Here is a 22,919-nt window from a genome sequence, read left to right as displayed (position 1 = left end):
CCTGACAGGGCGACCACAAAGCCCGACGCGGTCCGCCACGTCATGGTTTCGTTGAAGATCATCCACGCCCCCACGGCCACCATCACCGGGAGCAGGGCCGTGACCATCCCCGCCTGGGAGGCGGAGGTGAGCATCAGGGCCTTGGCTTCAAAGACAAAGTAAAGGCAAGGCTCGAAAAGCCCCAGGGCCAGAAGGTACACCCAGTCCCCTTTCCGATAGTCGGCGCGCCGGATCTGTCGGAAAAACAGCAGGGCACAGCAGGTGGCAACCGCCATGCGACCGAAAATAACCAGATAGGGATCGCAACTCCTGAACGCAATCTTCAAGGCCACAAACGACCCGGCCCAGAGCACGATGGCCCCGAGAAGCGTTGCCACGGCAAGCCCTCTTTCACCCTTCATAACCGTTCACCTTTCACCCCCATTGCAAGTCATCCCGGGGATGCGGGATATCCATCACGTCAATCTCTGCGGGGAGGGCCGGGCAGTCCGTCTATCCACGGCATCGTCTCCCAGGGGCACCCCGTGCTGCATCGGGTGCGCATGGAGCTTTATCATCTTTTTATACAATTTGGAAACCACAAGGGATCCGCCCCCGCCTGCGCCACCGGTTTTCACGTGCCCGCCCCCCCTGATAATGGTATAGTAGACCCAACGATAAAGGCCTGAACTCGGCTTCCTTCCACGGGGCTCCCGCCCCTCACGGCAGCCGGTGCGGCCTTTGTGCGGACCCCGGGCCATGCATGGGGCCAGTTTTTTTTTAATAAGGTGCGCTTTTTTGCCGCCACCCGAGGAGTTATTGTTATGCCGTGGGACCAACCGTCCAATACAGCGCCCCTTCCCATCAAATCCTGGTGCACCGACCTTGAAGAGGGCGCCCTGACCCAGGCCAGAAACCTGCAACGCCACCCCGCACTGGTGGGACATATCGCCCTCATGCCCGACTGCCACCAGGGCTACGGCATGCCCATTGGCGGTGTTGTGGCGGCTGAAAATGCCATTATCCCCAATGCCGTGGGGGTGGACATCGGCTGCGGCATGGTGGCCATGCAAACGGACCTGGCCTGGGATACCCTCTCCCGGAACGAACTTCGCCAGCTCCTCACCCGGGTCAAGGAGAGGGTCCCCTTGGGGTTCTCCCGCCACAAAAAAGAACAGCCCTGGGAAGGTTTTGCGCGGCATCGGCCCCGGTTCATCAAGGACGGAGCCTGGAAAACCGCACGGGAGAGCCTGGGTACCCTGGGGGGAGGCAACCACTTTATTGAGGTCCAGAAAGGGGACGACGGCAGCCTCTGGCTCATGGTTCACACGGGCTCCCGCAACCTGGGAAAAACCATTGCAGACCACCATCACAGGCGTGCCCTTGCCTGGTGCAAGGAAAGCGGCATCCTCCTCCCCGACGACGACCTGGCCTTTTTTCCCACGGAGACCCCGGAGGGCCTTACGTATATCGAAGACATGGGCTTGGCCCTGGCCTATGCCATGGAAAACCGGAAACGCATCATGACGGCCCTGGCCCACGCCCTGGAGACCCAGTTCCCCTTCAGCGAAAAACGGCTGGTGAACATCCACCACAACTACGCCTCCCCGGAAACCCACCAGGGCAAAAAGGTGTGGGTCCACCGAAAAGGCGCCACCTCCGCGGGCAAAGGGGAAGCAGGCATCATCCCCGGGTCCATGGGCACCGCTTCGTACATCGTGGAAGGCCTCGGCAACCCGGCAAGCTTCCGCTCCTGCTCCCATGGCGCCGGACGAGTCATGGGCCGCAACCAGGCGTCCCGCATCCTCGATGCCGAACGCTGCAATGCCGCCATGGGGGACGTGGTGTTCGACCGCTGGCACACCATCCGCCGCGGCAAGCTCAAAGGGCGCCCCGACCTCGGGGAAGCGCCCCAGGCCTACAAGGCCATCGACTCTGTCATGGCCGCCCAGGCAGACCTGACACGGCCCGTGGTCCGTCTCTTTCCCCTGGGCGTCGTCAAGGGATAGAACCCAACTCACCGCCTCCAGCCCTGTCGCCGGGGACACCCCGGCATCCGCCACCTGAAACGCCTCACCGCACACAAACCCGCGGTTGGTTTTTTCACGCAGACGCGTTGCAGCCCCTTCCGGTTTAAAAGGCCCTCAACCTCCACCGGGTTCCCGCCGATAAAAAATATCGGCGCTCGGGGTTGACAAACGGTATACGCCCTTTTAATTTGCGCCTTTCCAGACAGATACACCAGAATCAGGCATACACACCGACCGGAGCGACGGCGCACCGGCCGGATAAACATCACCCGCAAACAGGCACGGTCCCCTTTGCTTATCGGTACTTATCCAAAGGGCACCCGGGACAGCGATCATGGAAAAAAAACGAGAAACCCCCTTTTCCGCAGGCGACCACAACAGGGCCCCCTGGGCCGGATTAACGTTTCTGGTGGCCCTTGCAGCCCTTTTTGTCGTCTTTTATCCCGAGCACATGGAGCCGAAAACGCCCCCTGTCCAGCCCCTGCCCCGAATCACGCCCCCGGTGGCACACACGGCCCCGGCCCTGCCCGATTTCGGTGCCATCCCCGTTGTGGCTGAAAAAAAAGAGGCTTTCTTCTCCTACATGCGGCCCATCGTCATTGCGGAGAACAACGCCATCCTCACCCTGCGCCGCCAGCTCATCCTTCTCCACGAAGCCGAGGTCCTGGGGCCTGAGGAGAGCACCTGGCTCAGCGAGCTGGCCACCCTCTACAGGCTCTCTCCCTTTTCGGCCCAAACCCCCGAGGACCGGGAGTCCCTGCTCACCCGCGTGGACATCATCCCCCTCTCCCTGGCCCTGGCCCAGGCCGCCAACGAGTCTGCCTGGGGCACCTCCCGTTTTGCCCGTGAAGGCAACAACCTCTTCGGCCAGTGGGTCTTCGGCAAAGGCAAAGGCATGGTCCCCAAAAACCGGACCGAGGGCGCCAGCCACGAGGTGGCCCGATTCGATACCGTGGCCGAGTCCGTACGAAGCTACCTCCACAACCTCAACACCCTCTGGGCCTACAAACCCTTACGTGATATCCGCAGGGAGCAAAGGTCCATGGGGGTGGAACCGGACGGAGAGTCCCTTGCGGCGGGCCTTGTACGCTATTCCAGCCGGGGTGAGGCGTACATCCGGGAGATACAGCAACTTATACGCACAAACAACTCTCTCTTGAGCAAAAGGTAGACACACGAAGAAGATTTACCGTTGAAACCTTTGTTCAACCTCCAGACATTTCATTTCATTCATCAATCACGCGACACAGGCCACTTTTGCGTCAAAATGTTTATTTCAGTTATTGTGGCAAACTGTGTTTTATACTATGAGATAAATCAACCACCCAGATCAGGAGCATGATCATGAAGTTCCATACCCCATCTGTCATGGCAAAGGGGTTTCGCTGCGCCAGCATGAACTGCGGAATCAAGGAAGAGGGAAAGGACCTCTCCCTGTTTCTTTCCGACGTCACCGCCAACGCCGCAGGCGTCTTTACCCGCAACCTCTTTCCCGGGGCCCCCGTTGTGCTGGGCCGTGAGATCATCCGCAACGGAAAGCTCCGTGCCGTGGTGGTCAACAGCAGGGTCAGCAATGTCGGCACCGGCGAGGAAGGCATCGAAAACGCCCGCCGCATGGCCCGTGCCACAGCACACGCCTTTGATATCCCCGAGCAGGAAGTGATCATGAGCTCCACCGGCGTCATCGGGCGCCAGCTCCCCATCGAAAAAATCGAAGCAGGCCTCACCAAAATCGGAGAGGGCCTGACCACCGACCCCCTGGTGGGGGCCGAAGGGATCATGACCACGGATACCTATGCCAAGGCCATCTCCCTTGAGGTGGAGGGCGCCACCCTCACCATCATCGCCAAGGGTTCCGGCATGATCGAGCCCAACATGGCCACCATGCTGGTGTACATTCTCACCGATGCGGAGATCCCGGTCCCTGCCCTGGACCGCATGCTCCGCGAGGCCGTCAAAGACTCCTTCAACATGCTCTCGGTGGACTCGGACACCAGCACCTCGGACACCTGCCTGGCCCTGGCCAACGGACTGGCCGGGCCCGTGGACCACACCCTGTTTGCAGAGGCCCTGAAGGCCGCCTGCGTCGAAATGACCAAACTCCTGGCCCGGGACGGCGAAGGGGCCACCAAGCTCCTCACCGCAACCGTCACCGGGGCCGTCAACGATACCGAAGCCCGGTTCATTGCCAAAGCCCTGATCAACTCCCCCCTGATCAAAACCATGGCCTACGGCGCCGACCCCAACATCGGCCGTATCCTCATGGCTGTGGGCAAGTGCACCCACTGCACGGTTGCACCGGAAAAGCTCTCCATCACCATCAACGGCACCCTGGTCTACGCGGACCAGGCCCGCGTGGACTTCGACGAAGCCAAGGTCCGCAGCCTTCTTTCGGGCGAGCATGTCGCCATCGTTGTCTCCCTTTCCACGGGAGATGCTTCGGCCACCGCCTACGGCTGCGACCTCACCGAAAAGTATATTGAAGAGAATGCAGCCTACTATTCATCATGACAAGGGGAGACGTGAAGCGATGCATGAAATCAGAGTGGATCTCGAGAAAAACCGGCTCTATTTCACCCTGGGACGGATCAATCAGGCGGATGAACTTGCCGAGATTGTCCACAAAATGCAACGGGCGGTACACCAATTGTCCCGGGGATTTACCTGCATCACAGACCTTCGGCACTACATGCTGGCAGACGGTCTCTCCGAGAACTTCATGCGCCACTGCCAGGAGGCCCTCTGGGACTCGGCCATCGGCCGGGTGGTTCGCGTCAAGGCCGCGGAGCGGACAACGCCCCACTTCCCCCATGAGCACCAGAGCCTGGTCTGGCCCGCTTACAGTGTGACCTCGGCCTTAAGCCTGGAAGAGGCCGAGACCATGCTGGACCACTCCGTCTGATTTTTTCCAAAAGCACGTCGCCCTGCCTCCGGCAGGGCCCCCGTCACACCCCGGCAGGCTCCGTTAGGCCTGCCGGGACCGCCCCCTCCTTTTTGCCCCCCTTTCCCTTCCTGTTCCATCCTGTCATTGTGCTGATGCCTGTGATAAGGTAGCTCTCTTTTTCGCCTTGATTAATAAGGCACGGCACCACAACACACGCGACCCAAGCCAAGGGCTTCGGTCTGAGAACAAGACGAAGGATGGACCCCATGAACACACCCCACCGTTTTTTACCCGCCACCCGCAAGGAGATGGACGACCTGGGCTGGGAACGACCCGATGTCATCCTGGTGACCGGAGACAGCTACGTCGACGCACCGGCCATCGGTGCGGCCGTGGTGGGCAGGGTCCTGGAACGGGCCGGATTCAAGGTGGCCATCATCGCCCAGCCGGACATCCAGAGCGACCGGGACATCACCCGCCTGGGAGAACCGGCCCTCTTCTGGGGGTGCCACCAAACATGGCCTGGACTCCATGGTGGCCAACTACACAGCTTCGGGCAAAAAACGCAAGCGCTGCGACTACACCCCGGGGGGTGATAACATCCGCAGGCCCGACCGTGCCGTCATCGCCTACACCAACCTCATCCGCCGCCATCACAAGGGGAGCCCGGTTCCCATTGTCTTAGGGGGCATTGAGGCAAGCCTTCGAAGGGTCCCCCACTACGACGCCTGGCAGAACCGCATCCGCGGCTCCATCCTCTTTGATTCCAAGGCAGACTACCTGCTCTACGGCATAGCGGCGTGGTGAAAGCTGCCAAGGCCCTGGCCTCCGGGGACTCCCCCGATGACATTGCCGGCCTCTGCCGAAAATCCGACACCCCCGTGCCCGGTTACCTGGAGCTCCCCCCTCTTGAAGAGGTCAAAAAGGACAAAGAGGCCTTTTCCCGCATGTTCACGGCCTTCAAGGCCAACGCCGATGCCATCACGGCCCGGGGCCTCATCCAGAAACACGACACCCGCTACCTGGTGCAGAACCCGCCCCAGCCTCCCCTTTCCCAAGGGGAGTTGGACGACGTCAACGAGCTTCCCTTCACCCGGGAACTCCACCCCCTGTGCAGCAGCATGGGCGAGGTGCGGGCCATGGAGACCATCCGGTTTTCCATCGCCACCCACAGGGGTTGCTACGGGGATTGTAACTTCTGCGCCATTGCCCTCCACCAGGGCCGCACGGTCTCCAGCCGAAGCGAGGACTCCATCCTGAGGGAAACCAAAACCCTCACCACCCTGCCCGGCTTCAAGGGGTATATCCTCGATGCAGGGGGCCCCACGGGCAACATGTACGGGTTTGAATGCGAGAAAAAGCTGAAAAAAGGGGCGTGCAGCGACCGGCGGTGCCTCTACCCGTCCGTCTGCCCCGCCCTGAAGCCGGATCACTCCCGGCTCATCTCCCTGCTTAAGAAGATGCAGCGGGTGCCCGGCATCAAGAAGGTCTTCTCCGCCTCGGGGATCCGGCCGGACCTGGTTCTGGCCGACAAGAAGAAGGGGGACCTCTACCTCAAAGAGGTGGTGGCCCACCACACCTCGGGCCAGCTGAAGATCGCACCGGAGCACACCAGCGACAAGGTCCTCTCCCTCATGGGCAAGCCCCAGACCGAGCTGATCCGGTTCCGGAACCGATTCCTGGAACTCACCGAACAGGCGGGCATGCCCCAGTTTCTCACCTACTACTTCATGGCGGCCCACCCGGGCTGCGCTCAGAAAGAGATGGAGGAGCTGGCCCGGTTCTGCCGCACCGAGTTGCACACGCGCCCCGAACAGGCCCAGATCTTCACCCCCACCCCGTCCACCCTCTCCACCCTCATGTACGTGACGGAAAAGGATCCTGAGACCGGAAAACCTGTTTTTGTGGAAAAGCAAAAGGAGGCCAAGGAGCGACAGAAAGCCGCTCTCAAAGGCACAGGACAGGGACACGGACGGGACAAAAGCAGAAAACCGGCAGGGGACAGAAAAAAACACGCCACGGGCCCCGGACGAAAGCCCGGCAGGCACAAGGGCGCGCCACGGAAAAGAAACCGTTAAAGCGGAACGATTCGACTCAAACAAGCCTCCGGCGACCTTGCCGGAGGCTTTCTTTTTGGACCGGTGTTGGCCATAGAAGGCCAGCTTCAGGAAGTGACCCGGTCGAGGACCTCGGCCAGCTCTTTCAGGGTAAAGGGCTTGAGCAGGATCTCGGCCCCCTCCACATGACCCAGGGAGCTCCGTGTCGTGGACTCGGGCCGCCCGGAGGTCACCACCAGGGGCATCTCCGGGGCGTGGCTCCGCACGGAGCGTACCATGTCCACACCGCCCACGCCTGCCGTGAACAGATCCATTACCACGGCCTCGTATTTCTCAGGAGACCCTGCAAACACCTCCAGGGCCTTCTGCCCGTCTGTAAAGGCTTCCACCTCATAGCCCAGCCTGCCCAGCACCTCCCGGGCCAGATCAATGAGAATCTCCTCCTCATCCAGCAACAGCACCGTGCCCTTGGCCTCATCCGTGGCCCGAGCCCCTTTTGCTCCGTCGGCCCCAAGGGGTGTGATGGGAAGGTAGACATGGAAGGTGGCCCCTTTTCCCCGCTCGCTCTCCAGGCTCACGGCACCGCCGTGATTCAGGACAATCCCGTGCACCACGGCCAGCCCCATGCCCGTTCCCTTGCCCACCTCCTTGGTGGTGTAGTAGGGCTCGAAAATCCGCGAGGCGATCTCCGGGTCCACCCCATGGCCCGTGTCCGAAACACTTAAGCGAACATAGGGCCCTTCCGGCAGGTGCAGGGCCAGCGAGAGGCTCTCCTCCACCGTCACCTCCTCGGCGTGGACCCAGATGGTGCCTCCCCCTTCGCCGATGGCGTGAAAGGCGTTGGTGGCAAGGTTAATGATGATCTGATGGATCTGCACGGCGTCGGCCACCACCCGCAGCTTGCCCTCCCCTGCCGTGAACCGGACGTCGATGGTGGAGGGTAGCGAAGCGCTGAGAAAGCCCACCGTCTCTTTAAGGTGCTCCCGAAGGTAGCAGGGCTCCCGTTTCTGTTTGTTCCTCCGGCTGAAGGCAAGGATCTGGGCCACCAGGTCCCGGGCCCTCTGGCCCGCCTTCTCGATCTGCATGATCTTTTCCCGGGCCTTGACGTTCTCTTCGGAGATGTACATGAGTGCCAGGCGTGTGTAGCCCATCACCGCCATGAGGATGCTGTTGAAATCGTGGGCGATGCCCCCTGCCAGCACCCCGATGGACTCCATCTTCTGGGCCTGCCGCAGCTTGCGCTGAAGGGCTTCGCGCTCCCGCTCCAGGTGACGGCGCTCCGTGATGTCCCGGGAGACCAGCAAGATCTCACGGGCCTTGCCCTCCCCGTCCCGGAGAAAACGGGCCGACAGCTCGCTCCACACAGGGGAGCCGTCCTTTCTGGTGAGCTCGGTTTCAAAAATAAATGCATTGCGGGAATGGCCGCCCCGCACAGAAATGGCATGGCTCAGGACCGAGCGAATCTCCCGCTCCGACTCGTCGGAGAGCACCACATCCACCCCCTGCCCGATGAGCTCTTCCCCTTCATACCCCAGGTGCTTGACCACCGAAGGGCTCAGGTAGGTAAACTCCAGGGGATCGATGCTCAGGATGCCGATGGTCTCCATGACGTTGTCCGCCAGGAGCCGGGAGCGTTTCTCGCTCTGCTCCGCCTCCTCCTGGGTCCGTTTTCTCTCGGCGGCCTCCTCCACCAGGGCCCCTGTATGCCGGGAAAGCTCCTCCTGGAGGCGGCTCAGGTTCTGGTAGACCGTGGAGTTGTACAGGGCGATGGAGACAAACTCCTTGATGCGGCTGACAAAACGCTCCTCCCCGAGGGTCAGGCCCAGCCGCGCCGATTTCTGGGGAAAGAGAACGAGCCCCAGAAGCTCCCCGTACCGAGAAAGAGAAACGATGTACCCGCACCCACACTGGTAGGAAAGGCCAGGTTGCCGGCGGCCTGGGCTTCCGGCGCGCCGCTCCACCTCCCGCCGGTCCAGCGGGACCTGCAGCAGCGAAAGCCAGCGATGGGTGGCCTCGGACAGCTCCAGGGCCCTGCCCGTATCCTCCTCCAGGAACCCCTCTCCTTTCCGGGTAAAAAAGACCATGCCCCGGATGCGCAGGGTCTCCCCCACTGTCCGGCGGAACTCGTTGATCATCTCGTCGGTGCGACGTAACAGAAGGATGTTCTCGGAGAAATGGGACTCCACCTTTTTCAGGTCAAACCGTGACCCCTGGATCCCGTCGAGATACGGCAACATCACCAAAAGGGCCCGGTAGTTGAGATAAAACCAGCAGAGGAGAAAGAAGAAAAGGCTCAAGGGATCGATGGAAGAGAAGTAGGGGTGGATCAGGTAAAGCAAGCCCAGGTTCGGGGCCAGGAGCACCACCGCAGCCACGCCGCCTGCCAGCAGAAACCGGACCACGGCGCAAAGATTCGGCAGACGATCCCGAAACACGGCGCAGGCAAGGGTCGCCATGGGGAAAAAGAGCCAGTTCCCGGGGGCGTAAAGCGAAAACCCGGACAAGGGGACCAGGTTCAGGACAAAAAGCACCACCGCGCACACCACGGAGCCCACGGCAAGCCGGAGATTCCGTCGCTCCTCCACGGAGTACACCCACCCCATGCGGCCGCTGCTGAGCCGGATCAGGTACCCGGCGGTCAAGCCGCACACCAGCAGGTGAAGGCAAAAAAGCGGTCCGGTATCCGCCACCACCCCCCAGGGATACCGATGCACCCCCTGGACATACCAGGGGGTCAGGCTCGCCCCCGACACCACCAGGGTCAGCGTGAGGCCGATGCGCTCCATCCTCTCGTTCCTGAGGTCGAGCCAATTGTAGAAAAAATAGAGATGGGCCAGGGAGACCCAGGCCAGGAGCAGGTAGTGCAACCGCTCCGCCACCACGGACAAGGTCACCGATACCAAGGGCTGGACAATAAAAAACAGCGCATCCAGGGACCAGAGCAGACAGATAAAGGGAAAAAACGGGTTTTCCACCCGGAACCGTCCCTTGAACCTGGAGGCAACCGCCAGGAAAAGGCCGCAAAACACCGTCAAGACTGCCGGTACATAAAAAATCAATTGCGCATCTCTCATCATCGTCCTGTCTGTTGCAATGCCGACTCCGGCACCGTTCCTGCCTGAAAATACTCAGACGACTCCCTGTCCGTGGGCGCCCGCCCTGCTGCCTGCTGGCCGGCGCGGACCGCGTGGATGGCCTCTGCCAGCTCCTTCATGGGCACCGGCTTGAACAGCACCGCCGACACCCCCATCTCCTCGTGGCGCCTGCCCACCAACTCGTTGCTGAACCCGGTGCAGAGAATCACCGGCACACCGGCATTAAGAGCCCGCACGCTTTCGGCCAGTTTCAGCCCGGACATCCGGGGCATGGTCATGTCCGTTACCACCACGTCGAATCCCATGGGATCCTCGGTAAAACGGTCCAGGGCCTCCACCGGGTCCTCCAGGGCCACCACGTCAAAGCCCATGCGGACCAGGGCTTCATCGGCCAGGGCCACCAGCATGGACTCATCGTCCACAAACAGCACTCGTCCCCTGCACACATCCCCCGGGTCCCCGCTGAGGAGGGCAACATCGGTCCCCCCTTCGGCCCTGGGCAGGTAGACATCAACCGTGGTCCCGCGTCCTTTGCCGGAGTCCACCACCACGGCCCCGTTGTGGCTCAGGATGATGCCCTGGACGACAGCCAGCCCCATGCCTGTGCCCTTGTCCGGCTCCTTGGTGGTGAAATAGGGTTCGAAAATCCGGGCCCGCACTTCGTCATCCATGCCGCCCCCGGGGTCCGAGACACGCAGAAGCACGAAGGCTCCGGGTTCCAACCCGTAACGCCGCGCCTCCCCCGCATCCAGGGAGGTCTGGCTCACCGACACGCGGATCGCCCCGGCTGCCTCTTCCATGGCGTGGGAGGCATTGGTAAACAGGTTGACCACGATCTGGTGGATCTGTACGGGGTCGGCCACCACCATCATGGACGTGTCCGGGAAATCGGCTTCGATGGAGACCCCTTCGGGAACCACGGGCCGCATAAGGGAAAGGGACTCCCGGGTGATCTCCACCAGGTCCACGGCCTTGCGGGCCTGTTCGTCCTGACGGCTGAAGGCCAGGATCTGGGAGACCAGCTCCTTGGCCCGAACCCCCGCTGTTTCGATCTGTGCCACCACCTCCGGGGCCTTTCCGTCTGCTTCCCCCAGGTACATGCCCCCAAGCTGGGCGTACCCCAAAATGGCCATGAGGATGTTGTTGAAGTCGTGGGCAATGCCCCCGGCCAGCACCCCGATGGACTCCATCTTCTGGGCCTGCCGGAGCTTCTGGCTGAGTTCCTCTTTCTCCATCTCCGCCACCCGGCGCTCGGAGATGTCCCGGGCCAGGCCCACCACCTCCATACGCCCGTTTCCGGCGGCGATAAAGTGGCCTGAGACCTCCAGCCAGGCAAGCTCCCCGTCCTTTCGACGGTGCTCCAGCTCCACCAGAAAAGCCTCACCCTCCTCCGGGGGAGGAAGCACCCGGGCCAGCTCCCGGCCGGAACTTTTGGTCAGAAAATCCCTGAAACGCGCCCCCACGATCTCTTTGGGGGTATACCCGCTGATTTTAAGACAGGAGGGGCTGGCGTACTGAATGGTTTCCCGCTCCACCTCCACCACCACCAGGGTGTCGAGAATGTTGTCGGACAAGAGCCTGTAGTGCTTCTCGCTTCGGCGAAGGCTCTCCTCGGCTCTACGGCGCTCAAGGATCTCCCGGGACAGCTCCCGGCGCCTGAGCTCCAGCTGGTCCTTCACCGAGGTGACGGCCTGGTATACCCGGGAGTTGTACAGGGCAATGGAGAGGTACCGGCTCACCTTCTCCAGGAACTCGATCTCCACCGGGGTCACGGGCACGCCCCCCTGCTTGTCGGAAAACACCACCAGCCCGATGAGCTGATCGTACTGGACCAGGGGCACCGTGCACATCCCGTTGCAGGCCTGGAACAACGCCTCCACATCGGCGCGCACCCCTTCGTCGGACATAAGAATCTCGTTGTTCAGGAAGTAGTGGTCGATGAGGCAGTCCTCGGCCACAAGAAAGGCCGTGGTGGCCTCATCCAGAAAGATCTCCTCCCCGTCCATGTCCATGAGCCGCCCCGGATCTTCCACGGGGGCAAAGAAAAAGCGGATGGACCGGAACCGAAGGGTGGACCGCACCAGCTCCCCGAACTCATCCACCAGGCTCCGGGTATCACGCAGTATCAGGAGGTCACGGGCAAATTTACTCTCCACGGTCTTCAGGTGATGCCTGTAGCGATTGAACCGCCGACTCACCTTGGGGTGCAGCCTTGTAACCGCCAGATGGTTGGCCGCATACCAGCCGAGCAACAGTGGGGCCAGGGGAACCATTTCACCGCCGTACAGCAACGGTTTGATCAACGAAAAAATGAATAGGTTGGGAAGGAGAAACACCAGAGCATAGGCCATCCTGTACAAAAGGAACCGGGCCACGCTGAAGATATCCTGGATGCGATGGCGAAGCACCCCGTATGCCATCACCCCCATGGGCACAAACATGAAATTGGAGGCGGGGTACGTGGGGCTGCCGGTAAAGGAGAAGGCGGTCACCAGGATCAGGCTCGGTCCCCCCACAAGGGCGGCAAACAGGTAGTGCTGCTTTCGGCGCGTATCAAGATCCTGCCGTCCCTTCATCACCGACACGATGCAAAAGAGGGTGTACCCGAAGGAGATCACGCCATAGGCCACATACACAGGGAACAGGGGGCCGGCCTTGCCGATGACGCCCCAGGGATGGGTATGAAGCCCGGAAAGAAACCACGGCCCGAGGCAGGCTCCGGCCATGAGAAGGCTGAGCGCACACACCCCGTACTCCAGCCGGGGTTTGCGCACCTTGAGAATGCGATGGAAAAAAAGGACCCCCACATAGGGCATGAGGGCATAGGCCATGAGGACACACCTCTCCATAAAGAGCAGCATCCCGGTGTCCGAAACGACGTGCTGGAGGAGATATTGAATCGGCCTTACAGACGCCAGCAGAAACAAAATGGTAAAAAGAACGGTCTCCTTCTTTAACCGGCTCCTGAACAGTGAAAACAAAGAGAGACACACCCCAAAATAGACAGACAACAGGGGCGGTATCAGCCTCACATCAAACTGATCCATCTGCATCCCTCCTTCTGCGGCATGACCGACGCGGACCTGACCGTCGGTGCCCCTTCCACCATGTAATCACTCGTTTGACTCGTTCCTGGCGTTCATATATACTACCTTCATCGGCAAAACCGACGACCGATTTAATATTTAAAGAACAAAAAGCCCCCGGCAGGCGTCTTTTCGCCCGCCGACGGCTGTTTCACGATGATTTGAGATAATACACTTTCGAGTGGCTATCAACCATTCTTACGCTTTCAACTCAGAGGTTCCCGGGCGGATACCCCTGCAGTTTACCGTTGATGGAAATTGGAAACATTCCCCTCTCCTGATCCGAAGACTGTACCCCGACCCCGCCACGGCCCTGGCCGATCCGGACATTATGGACACAATCAACGCCATCTTCAGCAGACATCCGGCCCTCCTGAGCCTCTTTGTCATCACCCCCGACGAAACCGTGGACCACTCCCGGTCCAACGGCACGAATCAGGCACCGTCCTGCCCCCTGCCCCGCCTCAACAAATTGTACCATGAGGCTGTGCGGCTTCTCCCCGAAGGCCATGAAGTGCATCTTTCCCTGGGGGACACCGGCCTGACCCTGCGACAGCTGCCCCTCTCCTGGGTTCTGGCCGTACACCACCAGCCCGACTGCGGAACAGCCCCCATCGACGCCCTTGAAGAGGCAACCCGCAGCCTGCCCAAAAGCCCAGAGGCGCTCCAGGAAGAAACACTGTCCATCATCACCCCCGAAGCCCTTATCGCAGGCCCCATGAGCCCCTGGCTCCTCCCCCTGATGAAGCTCCTGGAGCAGGTGACCGGCGCTCCGCCCCAGGCCCCCTTCCACGAGGCCCTCAACTCATGGATCGACCGGGAGGACCCGGACCTTAAGGGATTGCCCCGCTTTGCAGCCATCCTGGCCAAGGCCATCACCGATCCGGGCCAGCGGCGGGTTTTTGCCGAAAAAGCTAAAGAGATCTTCACTTCCGGCGAAAAACCGGCTAAAGGAAACCGGACACCATGACCACCATACTGGACTTTATCAAAATCGCCCGCATACAGGGTGTGGACTCCTATTGCCTGGTCTCCGCCAACGGTCGCCGCATGGCGGGCAACACCGCCCATAGCGACGCCTTCTGTCAGGAGCTGGCCCGGTTTGCCGAGGAGAGTGCGCGGGCTACCGAGAACACGGCCTTTGCCCCTCCGGCAAGCGTCTCCATCCGAGGGCCGGAGACCTCGCTTATTATCATTCCCGTGGGCGGATACGCCCTGGGCATCACCACCGCGGCAAAGACCCCGGAGGGCCCCCTCATCGACGATGTCATGGCCTTTCTCCGGCGCATCCGTCACCAACATACCGTCAGCCAGAAGAGTTAGTCTTGCCATGCCCCGATTGATCCTGCCGCTTATCGCCGTGTTCCTGCTGGTCACCCCCTGCTTCGCCGCCGAGCTGCCCGATGTCAGCTCCCGGGTCCTGCCCGACCTCACCGAAGCCCTGGCGCGATACCGGGACCTGAGCCGCGCCCTTGACGAGACACGCCGGACCCGGCTCCAGGAGATTGAGCGCGCCTATTACCTGAAGCTCAACAGCCTCAGGCTGGAGAGCCCGGAGCCCCCAAAACCCAGGGGCATGTTCGAGACCACCGAAGAATATAAGGAGCGCCTGGCCAGCTACCGCAAGGAGCTCGACAGGGTACGCACCGCCAACCATGACACCCTGGCCGACATAGAAAAGCGGGGCGTTCTGCGCATCCAGGTGGCCGAGGTGGAGGTCGACTGGCTCGAATCCCAGCTCATTCGCCTGGCCCCCCTGGCCGAAACCATCGACCTGCTTCAGGAGAAAGGGTGCATTGTCTCCCGGGACTCCGCCACCATCACGGTGCAACGCCCCGACGCCGACACCTTCCGCTTTCCCGTCACCATCAATCACAACGAAACCCTCTACCGGGATACCTGGACGTACCCGGACCGTGACCGCGCCGAAACCATCTGGCGCCTCCGCCACGATCTCAAGGTGTTTCCCTACTACACCCCCGTTCCCGCAGAAAACGACGGCATTGAGTTGAACCTCACCGCCTTTATCGTCACCGGACCGGACAACGCCCCCCTGATGCGCTTTCCCGTGGGCACCTCAGAACCCTTTGAGGAGGTGAGGCGCCTTGCCCGCATCCGATCGGACGAGCTCCCTGCGGCCCGGGTGCTCCTGGCCCTGAGCAACGCGGTGGAAGGCCCCCTGCCCGGCATGCGGTTTGTCTTTATCTCCCCGCGCTCCTTTACCATGGGCAGCCCCAAGGACACCCCGGGCCGCCTCCCGGACGAACGACTCCACAAGGTCCGGCTCACCCGCCCCTTTTACATGCAGACCACCGAGGTCACCCAGGCCCAGTGGGAGACCGTGATGGGCGAGAATCCCTCAGCCTTTCCCTACTGCGGCGGGGACTGCCCGGTGGAGAACATCTACTGGCAGGATGTCCAGCGCTTTATTACCCGGCTCAACGCCCGGTACAAAGGCAAGGGCCGCTTCCGCCTTCCCACGGAAGCCGAATGGGAGTACACCGCCCGCACCGGCTCCTCAGACCCCTGGGACCAGCCGGGCGGTGACGCAGGGGCCTACGCCTGGTTTCGCTCCAACTCAGGGGACGCCCCCCACAAAGTGGCCACCAGGCGATCCAACCTGTGGAACATCTACGACATGAACGGCAACGTCTCGGAGTGGTGCAGCGACTGGTACGGCCCCTACCCCGAGCTTCCCATGGCCCGCAACCCCAAGGGCCCCGTGCGGGGTGACTTCCGCGTCAGCCGGGGCGGCAGCTGGTTCCACGGCATCGACAGCATCCGGGGCGCTCACAGAAACAGCGACAACGCAGGGGACAAAAGCGGGTACATCGGTTTCCGCCTGGTTCTGGAGATCCCCACCGAGGCCCTGAACCACAACCCGTGATCATCCCCCGATCGACCCGGGAAACCGATCTGAAAATCGGGAATCTCCCCTATAGACATCCCGACCACCCCAGACATACAATCCATCCATGCACTGAGTTTCTCCCGTGTCTTCAGATGAACAAGACGGATCTCCCGCGCCTCAGTCGCACCACAGGGCCTTTCAGGCCCTTTTGGCGCGGGATCACCCTTTGACGTTTTCGGAGGCCCCATGATCAGCAAAGCAGCCATCGCCTCATTCAAGCTCCCGCCCCACACCATCCGATCCTGCCGGGATCTTTATGAAGAACTCTCCCGGCACCCCAAACGCTACCAGTCCCTCAAGGAGACCCTCGCCCACTTTGAGTCCGATCCCCAGGCCCTCAACAAGCTCTGGTGGGTCCTGAACTACCATTCGGAAAACTTCGACAAAACCCGCAAGCTCCGGGCCTGGGTGGAGGCCCGCCTGGAAGAGCTGGCCGCCGACCGAAAGCGCAGTCATCCCCTCCAGGCCTGAGGCTTCGGCCCCACGGCCCGACGGAGCCCCAAGACACCACCCGTCAAACGGAATATCCCCTTTCCCCGCACTTTTTGCTTCCTTTTCCCTTCGGCAACGACTACCTTAATAAAACAATGATCACCCGAACGGTGGCGAAACGGACGTCACCGTTCGGCAACCGCCCCCGCCCCCTGCGGTGTCGGCTGGCTGCCCTTCCCTTTCCAGTGAGACACGTTGCCCATGGTACGAGACTACTCCACAGTGCTTCAAGAGATGATCGTGACCCCGGAAGTGGCCTTAGAAGAGCTCGAACCCGGGATGAGTATCTTTATCGGCACCGGTGCGGCCGAACCCCGCACCATGGTCCGGGCCCTCCTGGCCTCTGCCGCGCCCAACATCCAGGACCTGGAGCTGATCCAGATCATCAGCTTCGGCGATGCCGTCAACTCCAAGAATTTTTCGGCCGACCGCTTTCGCCTGAAGACCTTCTTCTCCGGATGGGTGGCCGACGACGCCATCTCCAAGGGCCATGTGGACTACATCCCCAGCCGCTACTCTGAAATCCCCAACCTCTTTGCCTCGGACCACATCGACGTCCACGTGGCCATGATCCAGGTCTCCCCGCCCAACGACTCGGGTTATTGCAGCCTGGGCACCGCCGTGGACGTGGCCCGGCAGGCCATCGACAAGGCCACGGTGGTCATTGGCGAGATCAATGAAAACGTCCCCCGCACCTTTGGGGACACCTTTGTGCCCATCTCGGATTTCGACTGCTTTGTCCTCTCCGACGACCCGCCCTTCACCTTTGACCGCTGGCCCGTGGACAAGGTCTTTGACGTGGTGGCCCAGAAGGTGGCCTCGGTCATCGAGGACGGCAGCTGCATCTCCTACTCCATCGGCCCCCTCTTCGAGGCCCTTCCCCGCCACCTGCGGGGCAAAAAGAACCTGGGCATCCACAGCCCCTTTGTCACCGACGCCCTCATGGACCTCATCAACAGCGGGGCCGTAACCAACCGGAACAAAAAAATCTACCAGGGGAAATCCCTGACCTCCTACGCCCTGGGGTCCAAAGAGCTTTTAAAGTGGCTCGACGGCAACCCCATGGTGGAGTTCCAGGCCATCAACCGGGTCTTCAGCCCCATGCAGATCGGCAAGAACCCCTCGGTGGTCACCATCGTCCACGCCCGGAAGGTGGACTTAAAAGGCCGCTTTGCCCTGCACACCGGCAAAGGCAACGTGGCCACCGGGCCTTCGGAGGTCATCGATTTTTTCAACGGTGCCGAAATCTCCCGGGGCGGGTGCACAATCTTCGCCCTGTCCAGCAGAAACCTGGAAAGCAAGCCCAACGTCATCTGCAGCGTGGACAACTACCCCAACCAGTTCTCCCTCCATGAATCCGTGGACCTGGTCATCACCGAATACGGGGTGGCCAGCCTCAAAGGGCGCACCGTGCGGGAACGGGCCCAGGCCCTCATCGAAATCGCCCACCCCGACGACCGCGCCGCCCTGGTGGCCGCCGCCCGGGAGAGCCACATCCTCTACCCGGACCAGATCTTTCTGGAAGACTCCGCCCACTCTTACCCTTCGGAGATCCACCGCACCCGGACCTTCAAGGGGGGCAAGGTGATCCACTTCCGCCCCATCCGCCCCTCCGACGAAGAGGGCATGAGAAAGCTCTTCTACCGGTTCTCGGACACCGCCGTCTACTACCGTTACTTCACCCCGGTAACGGCCATGCCCCACGCCAGGATGCAGGAGTACGTCAACATCGACTACACCGACACCATGGCCATTGTGGGCGTTACGGGCCGGGCCGACAAGGAGCGCCTGGTGGCCGAAGGCCGGTTCGTCAAGGGAAGAAAGGAGGGGTACGCCGAGGTGGCCTTTGTTGTGGACGAAGCCTTCCAGAACATGGGCATTGCCACCGGCATGCTGGACATGCTCACGGACATCGCAAAAAAAAGGGGACTTAAAGGCTTTACCGCCGATGTCCTCAGCTCCAACCGACAGATGCTCGCCGTCTTTAAAAAACTCGGGGAGAGCTGCAAGGTGACCATGAGCGACGGGGTGTATGAAATTGCCGTGACGTTTTGAATTTACGAGGATAATACCCGCCATGCCCGACGCAGCCCCGCGCTGCCGGGCAGGCGGCGCCCCAGTATGTTCCCTGTCCGTTCCGGCGTCTCTTGCCGTGACGTTCCGTTGACAAGCCGTTCATAAACAATCCTGCCTCAGCCGCCCATCCCTTTGATCTTGCAATGTTCCTGATAACCCCATAAAGTGACAAACCATGTGTCGCAGCACCGGGAACACACCCACGTGATAACGCCCGGCAGCACCTGCCCATCTGCCCGGTCTGTGCCACCACGCCGATTTTTTCTGTCACACACGTTTGTGTCGGCCTCCGTAACTCACACACTTGCACTGCATGCGCACGGTGCACCCCATGCCCATCATTCCGGCGCGCATGTTTAACGTCTGCTATTTCGGTGTCCCATGTATTTCCTGCTCTTAGCCATCCTCGCGATCTGCGTGTTTACACGGCTCAATAACGTCAACAAGCAGCTCTCCAGGCGTATCGATGCCCTTGAAACAGCCCTGAAGGACTTGTCTGCCGCAGAAGCGGCCCATGAAGTAAGGACGCCCCGGGCGACCGCCGCCCCACAGGCGCCTTCCCATGACGAGATTCTTGACGAGATGCTCCTCGACCTTCCACCGGAGCCCCAAAGGGCGCCATCGGAAAAGAAACCGGCCCGCCCGCGCTTTCAAAGGGGCCGCATCCTGCTTGCGCCGCCCGCCCTCTTCATCAGGGAGCCCAAGGCAACACCTGCCGCGCCCAAGCCCGCCCCTGCCCCCAGCCCCACCCTGCGCAGCACCTGGGCCGCCCAATGGCAGCGGTTCAAGGAAAACGTGGACTGGGAACTCTTTGCAGGCGCCCGGCTCTTTGCCTGGCTCGGGGGGCTGGCCCTCTTCATTGCCGCCGGGTTCTTCGTCAAGTACTCCATCGACAACAACCTCATCCCGGCCCAGCTTCGTCTGGCCATCGGCGCGGCCACGGGCACTGCCCTGCTCATCGCCTCGGGACGGGTCAAAAGCCTGCGGTTTGATATCCTCAGGCAGACCCTGGCGTCAGGGGGCATCGGGGTTCTGTACAGTGTGGTCTTTGCAGCCACCCTCTATTATCACTACATCCCCAATCCCATGGGCTTCGGGATCCTCTCCCTTATCTCGGCAGCGGCCTTTGCCCTCTCCGCTTTTTACCGGCGCATCTCCATCGCCATTCTGGGAGCCTTGGGCGCCTATGTCACCCCCCTGCTCCTGGGCAGCGGCCAGGGGAGCCTCATCCTGCTCTTTGCCTACCTGGCCGTGGTGGGTGTGGGACTTCAGAGGGTCTCGGCGTTCCTTGCCGCGCCCTCCCTTCTCTTTGTGGCCGCAACAGGCACCCTCACATCTCCACCGCAGGCTGCGCCACCTTTGCCACCCTTGGTTCAAGCCCTGCCTTTCCCATGGCCGTGATGTGGGGCGCCATTCCTGGGCTGTTCGCCTTTTTTCTCGCACCGAAACAGCTCAACCCCGAAACAAACCAGTCCGTCAGGTGGGCGGGGTTCCTCTCCTTTTTGCCGCCCATTGCCGTGGCCCTGCTCCTCACCTTTGCCAAACCGGGCTGGGAGCCCCTTTTCATCCTCACCGCCACCTCGGCTGCCGCCCTGGCCCTGGGATTTTTCAACAACGCATGGCACCACCGGGTTGTCCCCTGCATTGCCATCACCTTTCTTCCGGTGCTGGCCTGGGTCGCCATGCGGTTTGGTGCCGAGACCGCCCCGGCAGGAACCCTTCTCCTGCTTGTCTACGGTGTGACCGGAGGCATAGGGCCCGTGGCCCTCATCCTGCGCCACGGCCACTCCGACATGATGCTCCGCTGGCTCAAGCTCTTTCCCACGGCTGTTGTGGCGGCCACGGTCCTGGCCCTTGCGGGAACGCCCTTTGCCGGCCCCCTCTTCTGGCCCGTGCTGCTGATCCTTCAGATCGCGGGTATTGCCATAAGCCTTCTTGTCGGCGCCTTTCTCCAGGTGCTGCTCCTCCTGGGGCTTTTTGTCGGTGGCGGTCTCTACTGGCTCTTTGCCGTCCCCACCTCCTTCATCGGCTTCGGGTTCTTCGCCTTTGCCCTCATGGCGGGCGCCCTCCTCATGGCCGCCATGATCCTTTTGATCAGGTCCATGCCCGCCCTTCTGGCCCGGCTGGACCTTCCCCCTGCCAAGGGCTTTGCCACCCCCTTCTTCAAGCTGGAGGAGTGGCTCACCGCAGCACCGTCCGTGGGGCTCTTTCTCCTCATGGGAGCCGCCTTTGCCGTGCGCCATCCCCACTATCCCCACGCAGGCATGGTGACCCTTACGGCCTTTCTGGGGCTCTGCCTGTTCATGTGCAGACGGACGGGCTTTCAGCCCACCGGGGCCATCGCCCTTGTGGCCACGGCCGCGGCCCAGTCTGTATGGGTCTTCAGCCAGTGGGGCGCCCCCCTTCTCTTTTCCGCCGTTACCTGGTCCTCGGTGCTCTTTGTTGCCGCCCTGGCCCTTCCCTTTCTCCTGTTCTCTCAGCAGAAGAAATGGCCCGTGGTCTGGCACGCCGCCGCCCTCTTTGAGCTGGCCCAAATGCTCTTTGCCCTGTATGCCGCAAAGCTCCTCTGGCCCGGAGACCTCTCGGGCTGGCTACCCCTGGTCCCTGCCCTTCTTAAAATTGGGCCCGTTGCCATCCTGTTAAAACGGCTGGAGGCAAGCCCCCACCGCAACAGCATTCTCGCGTTTCACGGCGGGGTCCTTCTCTTTTACATCTCCGCCCTGCCCGTGCTCCTGCTTCCCCACGGATGGCTCGGGGTGGCCCTTGTCTTTGAGTCTGCCCTGCTGCTCTGGCTCAACAGGCGCATCGAACACCCGGGCCTCAGATGGGTCTCCCTGGGCCTGGCCCCGTCCGGGCTCCTGGTCCTCTACACAGCCCTGCCACAGATGAGCGCAGAGGGTGTCCTGCCCTTGCTCAACCCGGCCTTTTTCTCCGTGGCTGCCTGTACCGCGGCCCTGGGAGCCGCCGTCAAACTCAGCCCCTGGCCCGGGCGTAAGCTGGGCCGCATGGACCTGCCCAACGTCTTCCTCTGGATGAGCCTTGTCACGGGATTCTACCTGGCCAACCTGGCCGTGGCCGACCTCTTCTCCGGGTCCGGTTCCTCCCACAGCCTCATTCCCGACAACTCCTATGCCCACTGGGCAGCCTGTGCCCTGGCCTGGGCCGGGTTCGGTGCCGCCACCTGGCGCGTGCCGCGGCTTCACATCGCCATGCGCCTTGCAGGGCTCCTGCTCTTTGTCTCCGGCAGTACCGGCCTGGTCCTGTTGCCTATTTTCATGCCCAAGGCCATCGCCACCATGGGCCCCTGGGCCAACCCGGCCATCTTTGCGTGCCTGGCCCTTGTGGCCATGGCCTGGTTCACCTTTAAAAAGGAGTCCCCGGACGCCTTCAACGGCTATTCCCGCAGCCTGCTCCTGGCCGTGCTGCTCGTGGCAGGGTTTGCCCTGCCCGCCCTGGCCTTAAGCACCGGTCTGGCCACGGGACGGCCCTTCACCCTCTTTTTCAGCCAGACACCTTACCGAGCCGTGGCCTCGGCCGCTCTGTGGATCCTCTACGGCACGGCCATGCTCCACTGGCCCAAAGCCCTGGATCGCCCCTTCCGTCTTGCGGGTCTCGTCCTGGCCATCATTGGCCTGGCCAAGGCCCTTCTCTTTCCCCTGCGGTTCAGCGAGGCCTTCGGTCTCATGACGCCACTGGCCAACACCCCCACCCTCCTTTACATCGGAGCCCTGGGCCTGTTGACCTTTCTCACCGTAAAGCCCCGCCCCACCCCCTGGCCCCTTCCCAAGCCCGAGGCGAGGGACTTCTGGGGTGTAGCCCTTGCCGTCACGGCCTTTGCCATCCTCAACATCGAGATCGCAAGCGTGTTCGGAGGACCGGATGAACCCTTCAGCTTCCTCACCCACGGAAGCCTTCCCAAACAGCTGGCCTACAGCATCGGATGGATGCTCTTTGCCATTGGCCTTCTGGCCGTGGGCGTCAGAACCAGAAACAACCAGACCCGATGGGCCGCCATCGCCCTTCTGGGCGTTACGTCCCTCAAAATATTCACCCGGGACCTCTGGTCCCTCGGCCACCTCTACCGCGTGGGCTCCTTTGCAGGCCTGGCCGTGGTCATGATCCTCGTCTCCGTCATCTACCAGAAGTTCCTGGCCGGTGAGGACAAAGGGGATGGGTAAATAAGGAAAAAAAGCCTCCGGCGGCAAGGTGTGCCACCTTGAAAGCAGGTAGCGGATGCGTTTTGCCCCTCGTTCCTCGGGGCAAATCACACCCGCCTTAAAACGACATTCATTCAAACGATTTTTTATAA

General features: G+C 61.7%; 16 protein-coding genes and 1 pseudogene. 14 read left to right on the top strand and 3 right to left on the bottom strand.

The features are described from left to right. Positions 1 to 44: 44 nt before the first annotated feature. Positions 45 to 401, bottom strand: a pseudogene (locus tag ACOYW1_RS04940) (DMT family transporter); the annotation flags it as partial. Positions 402 to 803: 402 nt separating this feature from the next. Between ACOYW1_RS04940 and ACOYW1_RS04935 the strand changes: the two are divergent. The 7 genes from ACOYW1_RS04935 (at position 804) to ACOYW1_RS04905 (ending at position 6,971) form a co-directional block, all read left to right on the top strand. Continuing rightward, on the top strand, positions 804 to 1,988 hold the full coding sequence (locus tag ACOYW1_RS04935; protein WP_482421896.1) for an RtcB family protein: 1,185 nt from the start codon (positions 804 to 806) through the stop codon (positions 1,986 to 1,988). Positions 1,989 to 2,343: 355 nt separating this feature from the next. Continuing rightward, positions 2,344 to 3,180, top strand: a complete 837-nt coding sequence (locus tag ACOYW1_RS04930; protein WP_482417257.1) for a glucosaminidase domain-containing protein — start codon at positions 2,344 to 2,346, stop codon at positions 3,178 to 3,180. Positions 3,181 to 3,353: 173 nt separating this feature from the next. Further along, positions 3,354 to 4,520: a bifunctional glutamate N-acetyltransferase/amino-acid acetyltransferase ArgJ gene (gene argJ, locus ACOYW1_RS04925; RefSeq protein ID WP_482421895.1), complete on the top strand. Its 1,167-nt coding sequence runs from the start codon at positions 3,354 to 3,356 to the stop codon at positions 4,518 to 4,520. A gap of 19 nt (positions 4,521 to 4,539) precedes the next feature. Next, positions 4,540 to 4,911 carry a hypothetical protein gene (locus ACOYW1_RS04920; RefSeq protein ID WP_180146961.1) on the top strand — a complete coding sequence of 124 codons (372 nt, stop codon included), beginning with the start codon at positions 4,540 to 4,542 and terminating at the stop codon, positions 4,909 to 4,911. A gap of 248 nt (positions 4,912 to 5,159) precedes the next feature. Then, a complete protein-coding gene (locus tag ACOYW1_RS04915; RefSeq protein ID WP_482421894.1) occupies positions 5,160 to 5,489 on the top strand; it encodes a hypothetical protein in 330 nt (109 codons plus the stop codon). Then, on the top strand, positions 5,425 to 5,700 hold the full coding sequence (locus ACOYW1_RS04910) for a hypothetical protein (RefSeq protein WP_482421893.1): 276 nt from the start codon (positions 5,425 to 5,427) through the stop codon (positions 5,698 to 5,700). The genes ACOYW1_RS04915 and ACOYW1_RS04910 overlap by 65 nt, the downstream gene beginning before the upstream one ends. Next, a complete protein-coding gene (locus tag ACOYW1_RS04905; protein ID WP_482421892.1) occupies positions 5,694 to 6,971 on the top strand; it encodes a radical SAM protein in 1,278 nt (425 codons plus the stop codon). The genes ACOYW1_RS04910 and ACOYW1_RS04905 overlap by 7 nt, the downstream gene beginning before the upstream one ends. Before the next feature lie 86 nt (positions 6,972 to 7,057). Here the strand turns inward: ACOYW1_RS04905 and ACOYW1_RS04900 are convergent, their stop codons facing one another. Further along, a complete protein-coding gene (locus ACOYW1_RS04900) occupies positions 7,058 to 9,925 on the bottom strand; it encodes an ATP-binding protein (RefSeq protein WP_482421891.1) in 2,868 nt (955 codons plus the stop codon). Positions 9,926 to 10,023: 98 nt separating this feature from the next. After that, positions 10,024 to 13,092 (bottom strand): ATP-binding protein, encoded by a 3,069-nt coding sequence (locus ACOYW1_RS04895; RefSeq protein WP_482421890.1) that lies wholly within the window; start codon positions 13,090 to 13,092, stop codon positions 10,024 to 10,026. A gap of 370 nt (positions 13,093 to 13,462) precedes the next feature. On the opposite strand from ACOYW1_RS04895, the gene ACOYW1_RS04890 reads away from it, so the two are divergent. The 7 genes from ACOYW1_RS04890 (at position 13,463) to ACOYW1_RS04860 (ending at position 22,788) form a co-directional block, all read left to right on the top strand. Beyond that, positions 13,463 to 14,101, top strand: a complete 639-nt coding sequence (locus ACOYW1_RS04890) for a hypothetical protein (RefSeq protein WP_482421889.1) — start codon at positions 13,463 to 13,465, stop codon at positions 14,099 to 14,101. Then, complete coding sequence (locus tag ACOYW1_RS04885; protein WP_482417263.1) at positions 14,098 to 14,454, top strand: hypothetical protein; 357 nt, start codon at positions 14,098 to 14,100, stop codon at positions 14,452 to 14,454. Before ACOYW1_RS04890 ends, ACOYW1_RS04885 begins: the two co-directional genes overlap by 4 nt. Before the next feature lie 7 nt (positions 14,455 to 14,461). Continuing rightward, positions 14,462 to 16,018 carry a formylglycine-generating enzyme family protein gene (locus ACOYW1_RS04880; RefSeq protein WP_482421888.1) on the top strand — a complete coding sequence of 519 codons (1,557 nt, stop codon included), beginning with the start codon at positions 14,462 to 14,464 and terminating at the stop codon, positions 16,016 to 16,018. Between the two features lie 210 nt (positions 16,019 to 16,228). Next, the gene (locus ACOYW1_RS04875; RefSeq protein WP_482417265.1) at positions 16,229 to 16,513 is read left to right on the top strand and encodes a hypothetical protein; all 285 of its coding nucleotides are present in this window, start codon (positions 16,229 to 16,231) and stop codon (positions 16,511 to 16,513) included. Between the two features lie 222 nt (positions 16,514 to 16,735). Continuing rightward, positions 16,736 to 18,589, top strand: coding sequence for a GNAT family N-acetyltransferase (locus ACOYW1_RS04870; RefSeq protein ID WP_482421887.1), 1,854 nt, complete (start codon positions 16,736 to 16,738; stop codon positions 18,587 to 18,589). A 402-nt stretch (positions 18,590 to 18,991) separates the two neighbouring features. Continuing rightward, entirely contained in the window at positions 18,992 to 20,011 is a 1,020-nt protein-coding gene (locus ACOYW1_RS04865) for a DUF2339 domain-containing protein (protein ID WP_482421886.1), read from the top strand. After that, positions 20,002 to 22,788 carry a DUF2339 domain-containing protein gene (locus ACOYW1_RS04860; RefSeq protein ID WP_482421885.1) on the top strand — a complete coding sequence of 929 codons (2,787 nt, stop codon included), beginning with the start codon at positions 20,002 to 20,004 and terminating at the stop codon, positions 22,786 to 22,788. The genes ACOYW1_RS04865 and ACOYW1_RS04860 overlap by 10 nt, the downstream gene beginning before the upstream one ends. Positions 22,789 to 22,919 lie beyond the last annotated feature (131 nt).

This window comes from Desulfoluna sp. CYM3A, from assembly GCF_056829965.1.
Note: the sequence above shows the minus strand (reverse complement) of the source record. Positions and strands in the feature narration are given on the sequence as shown.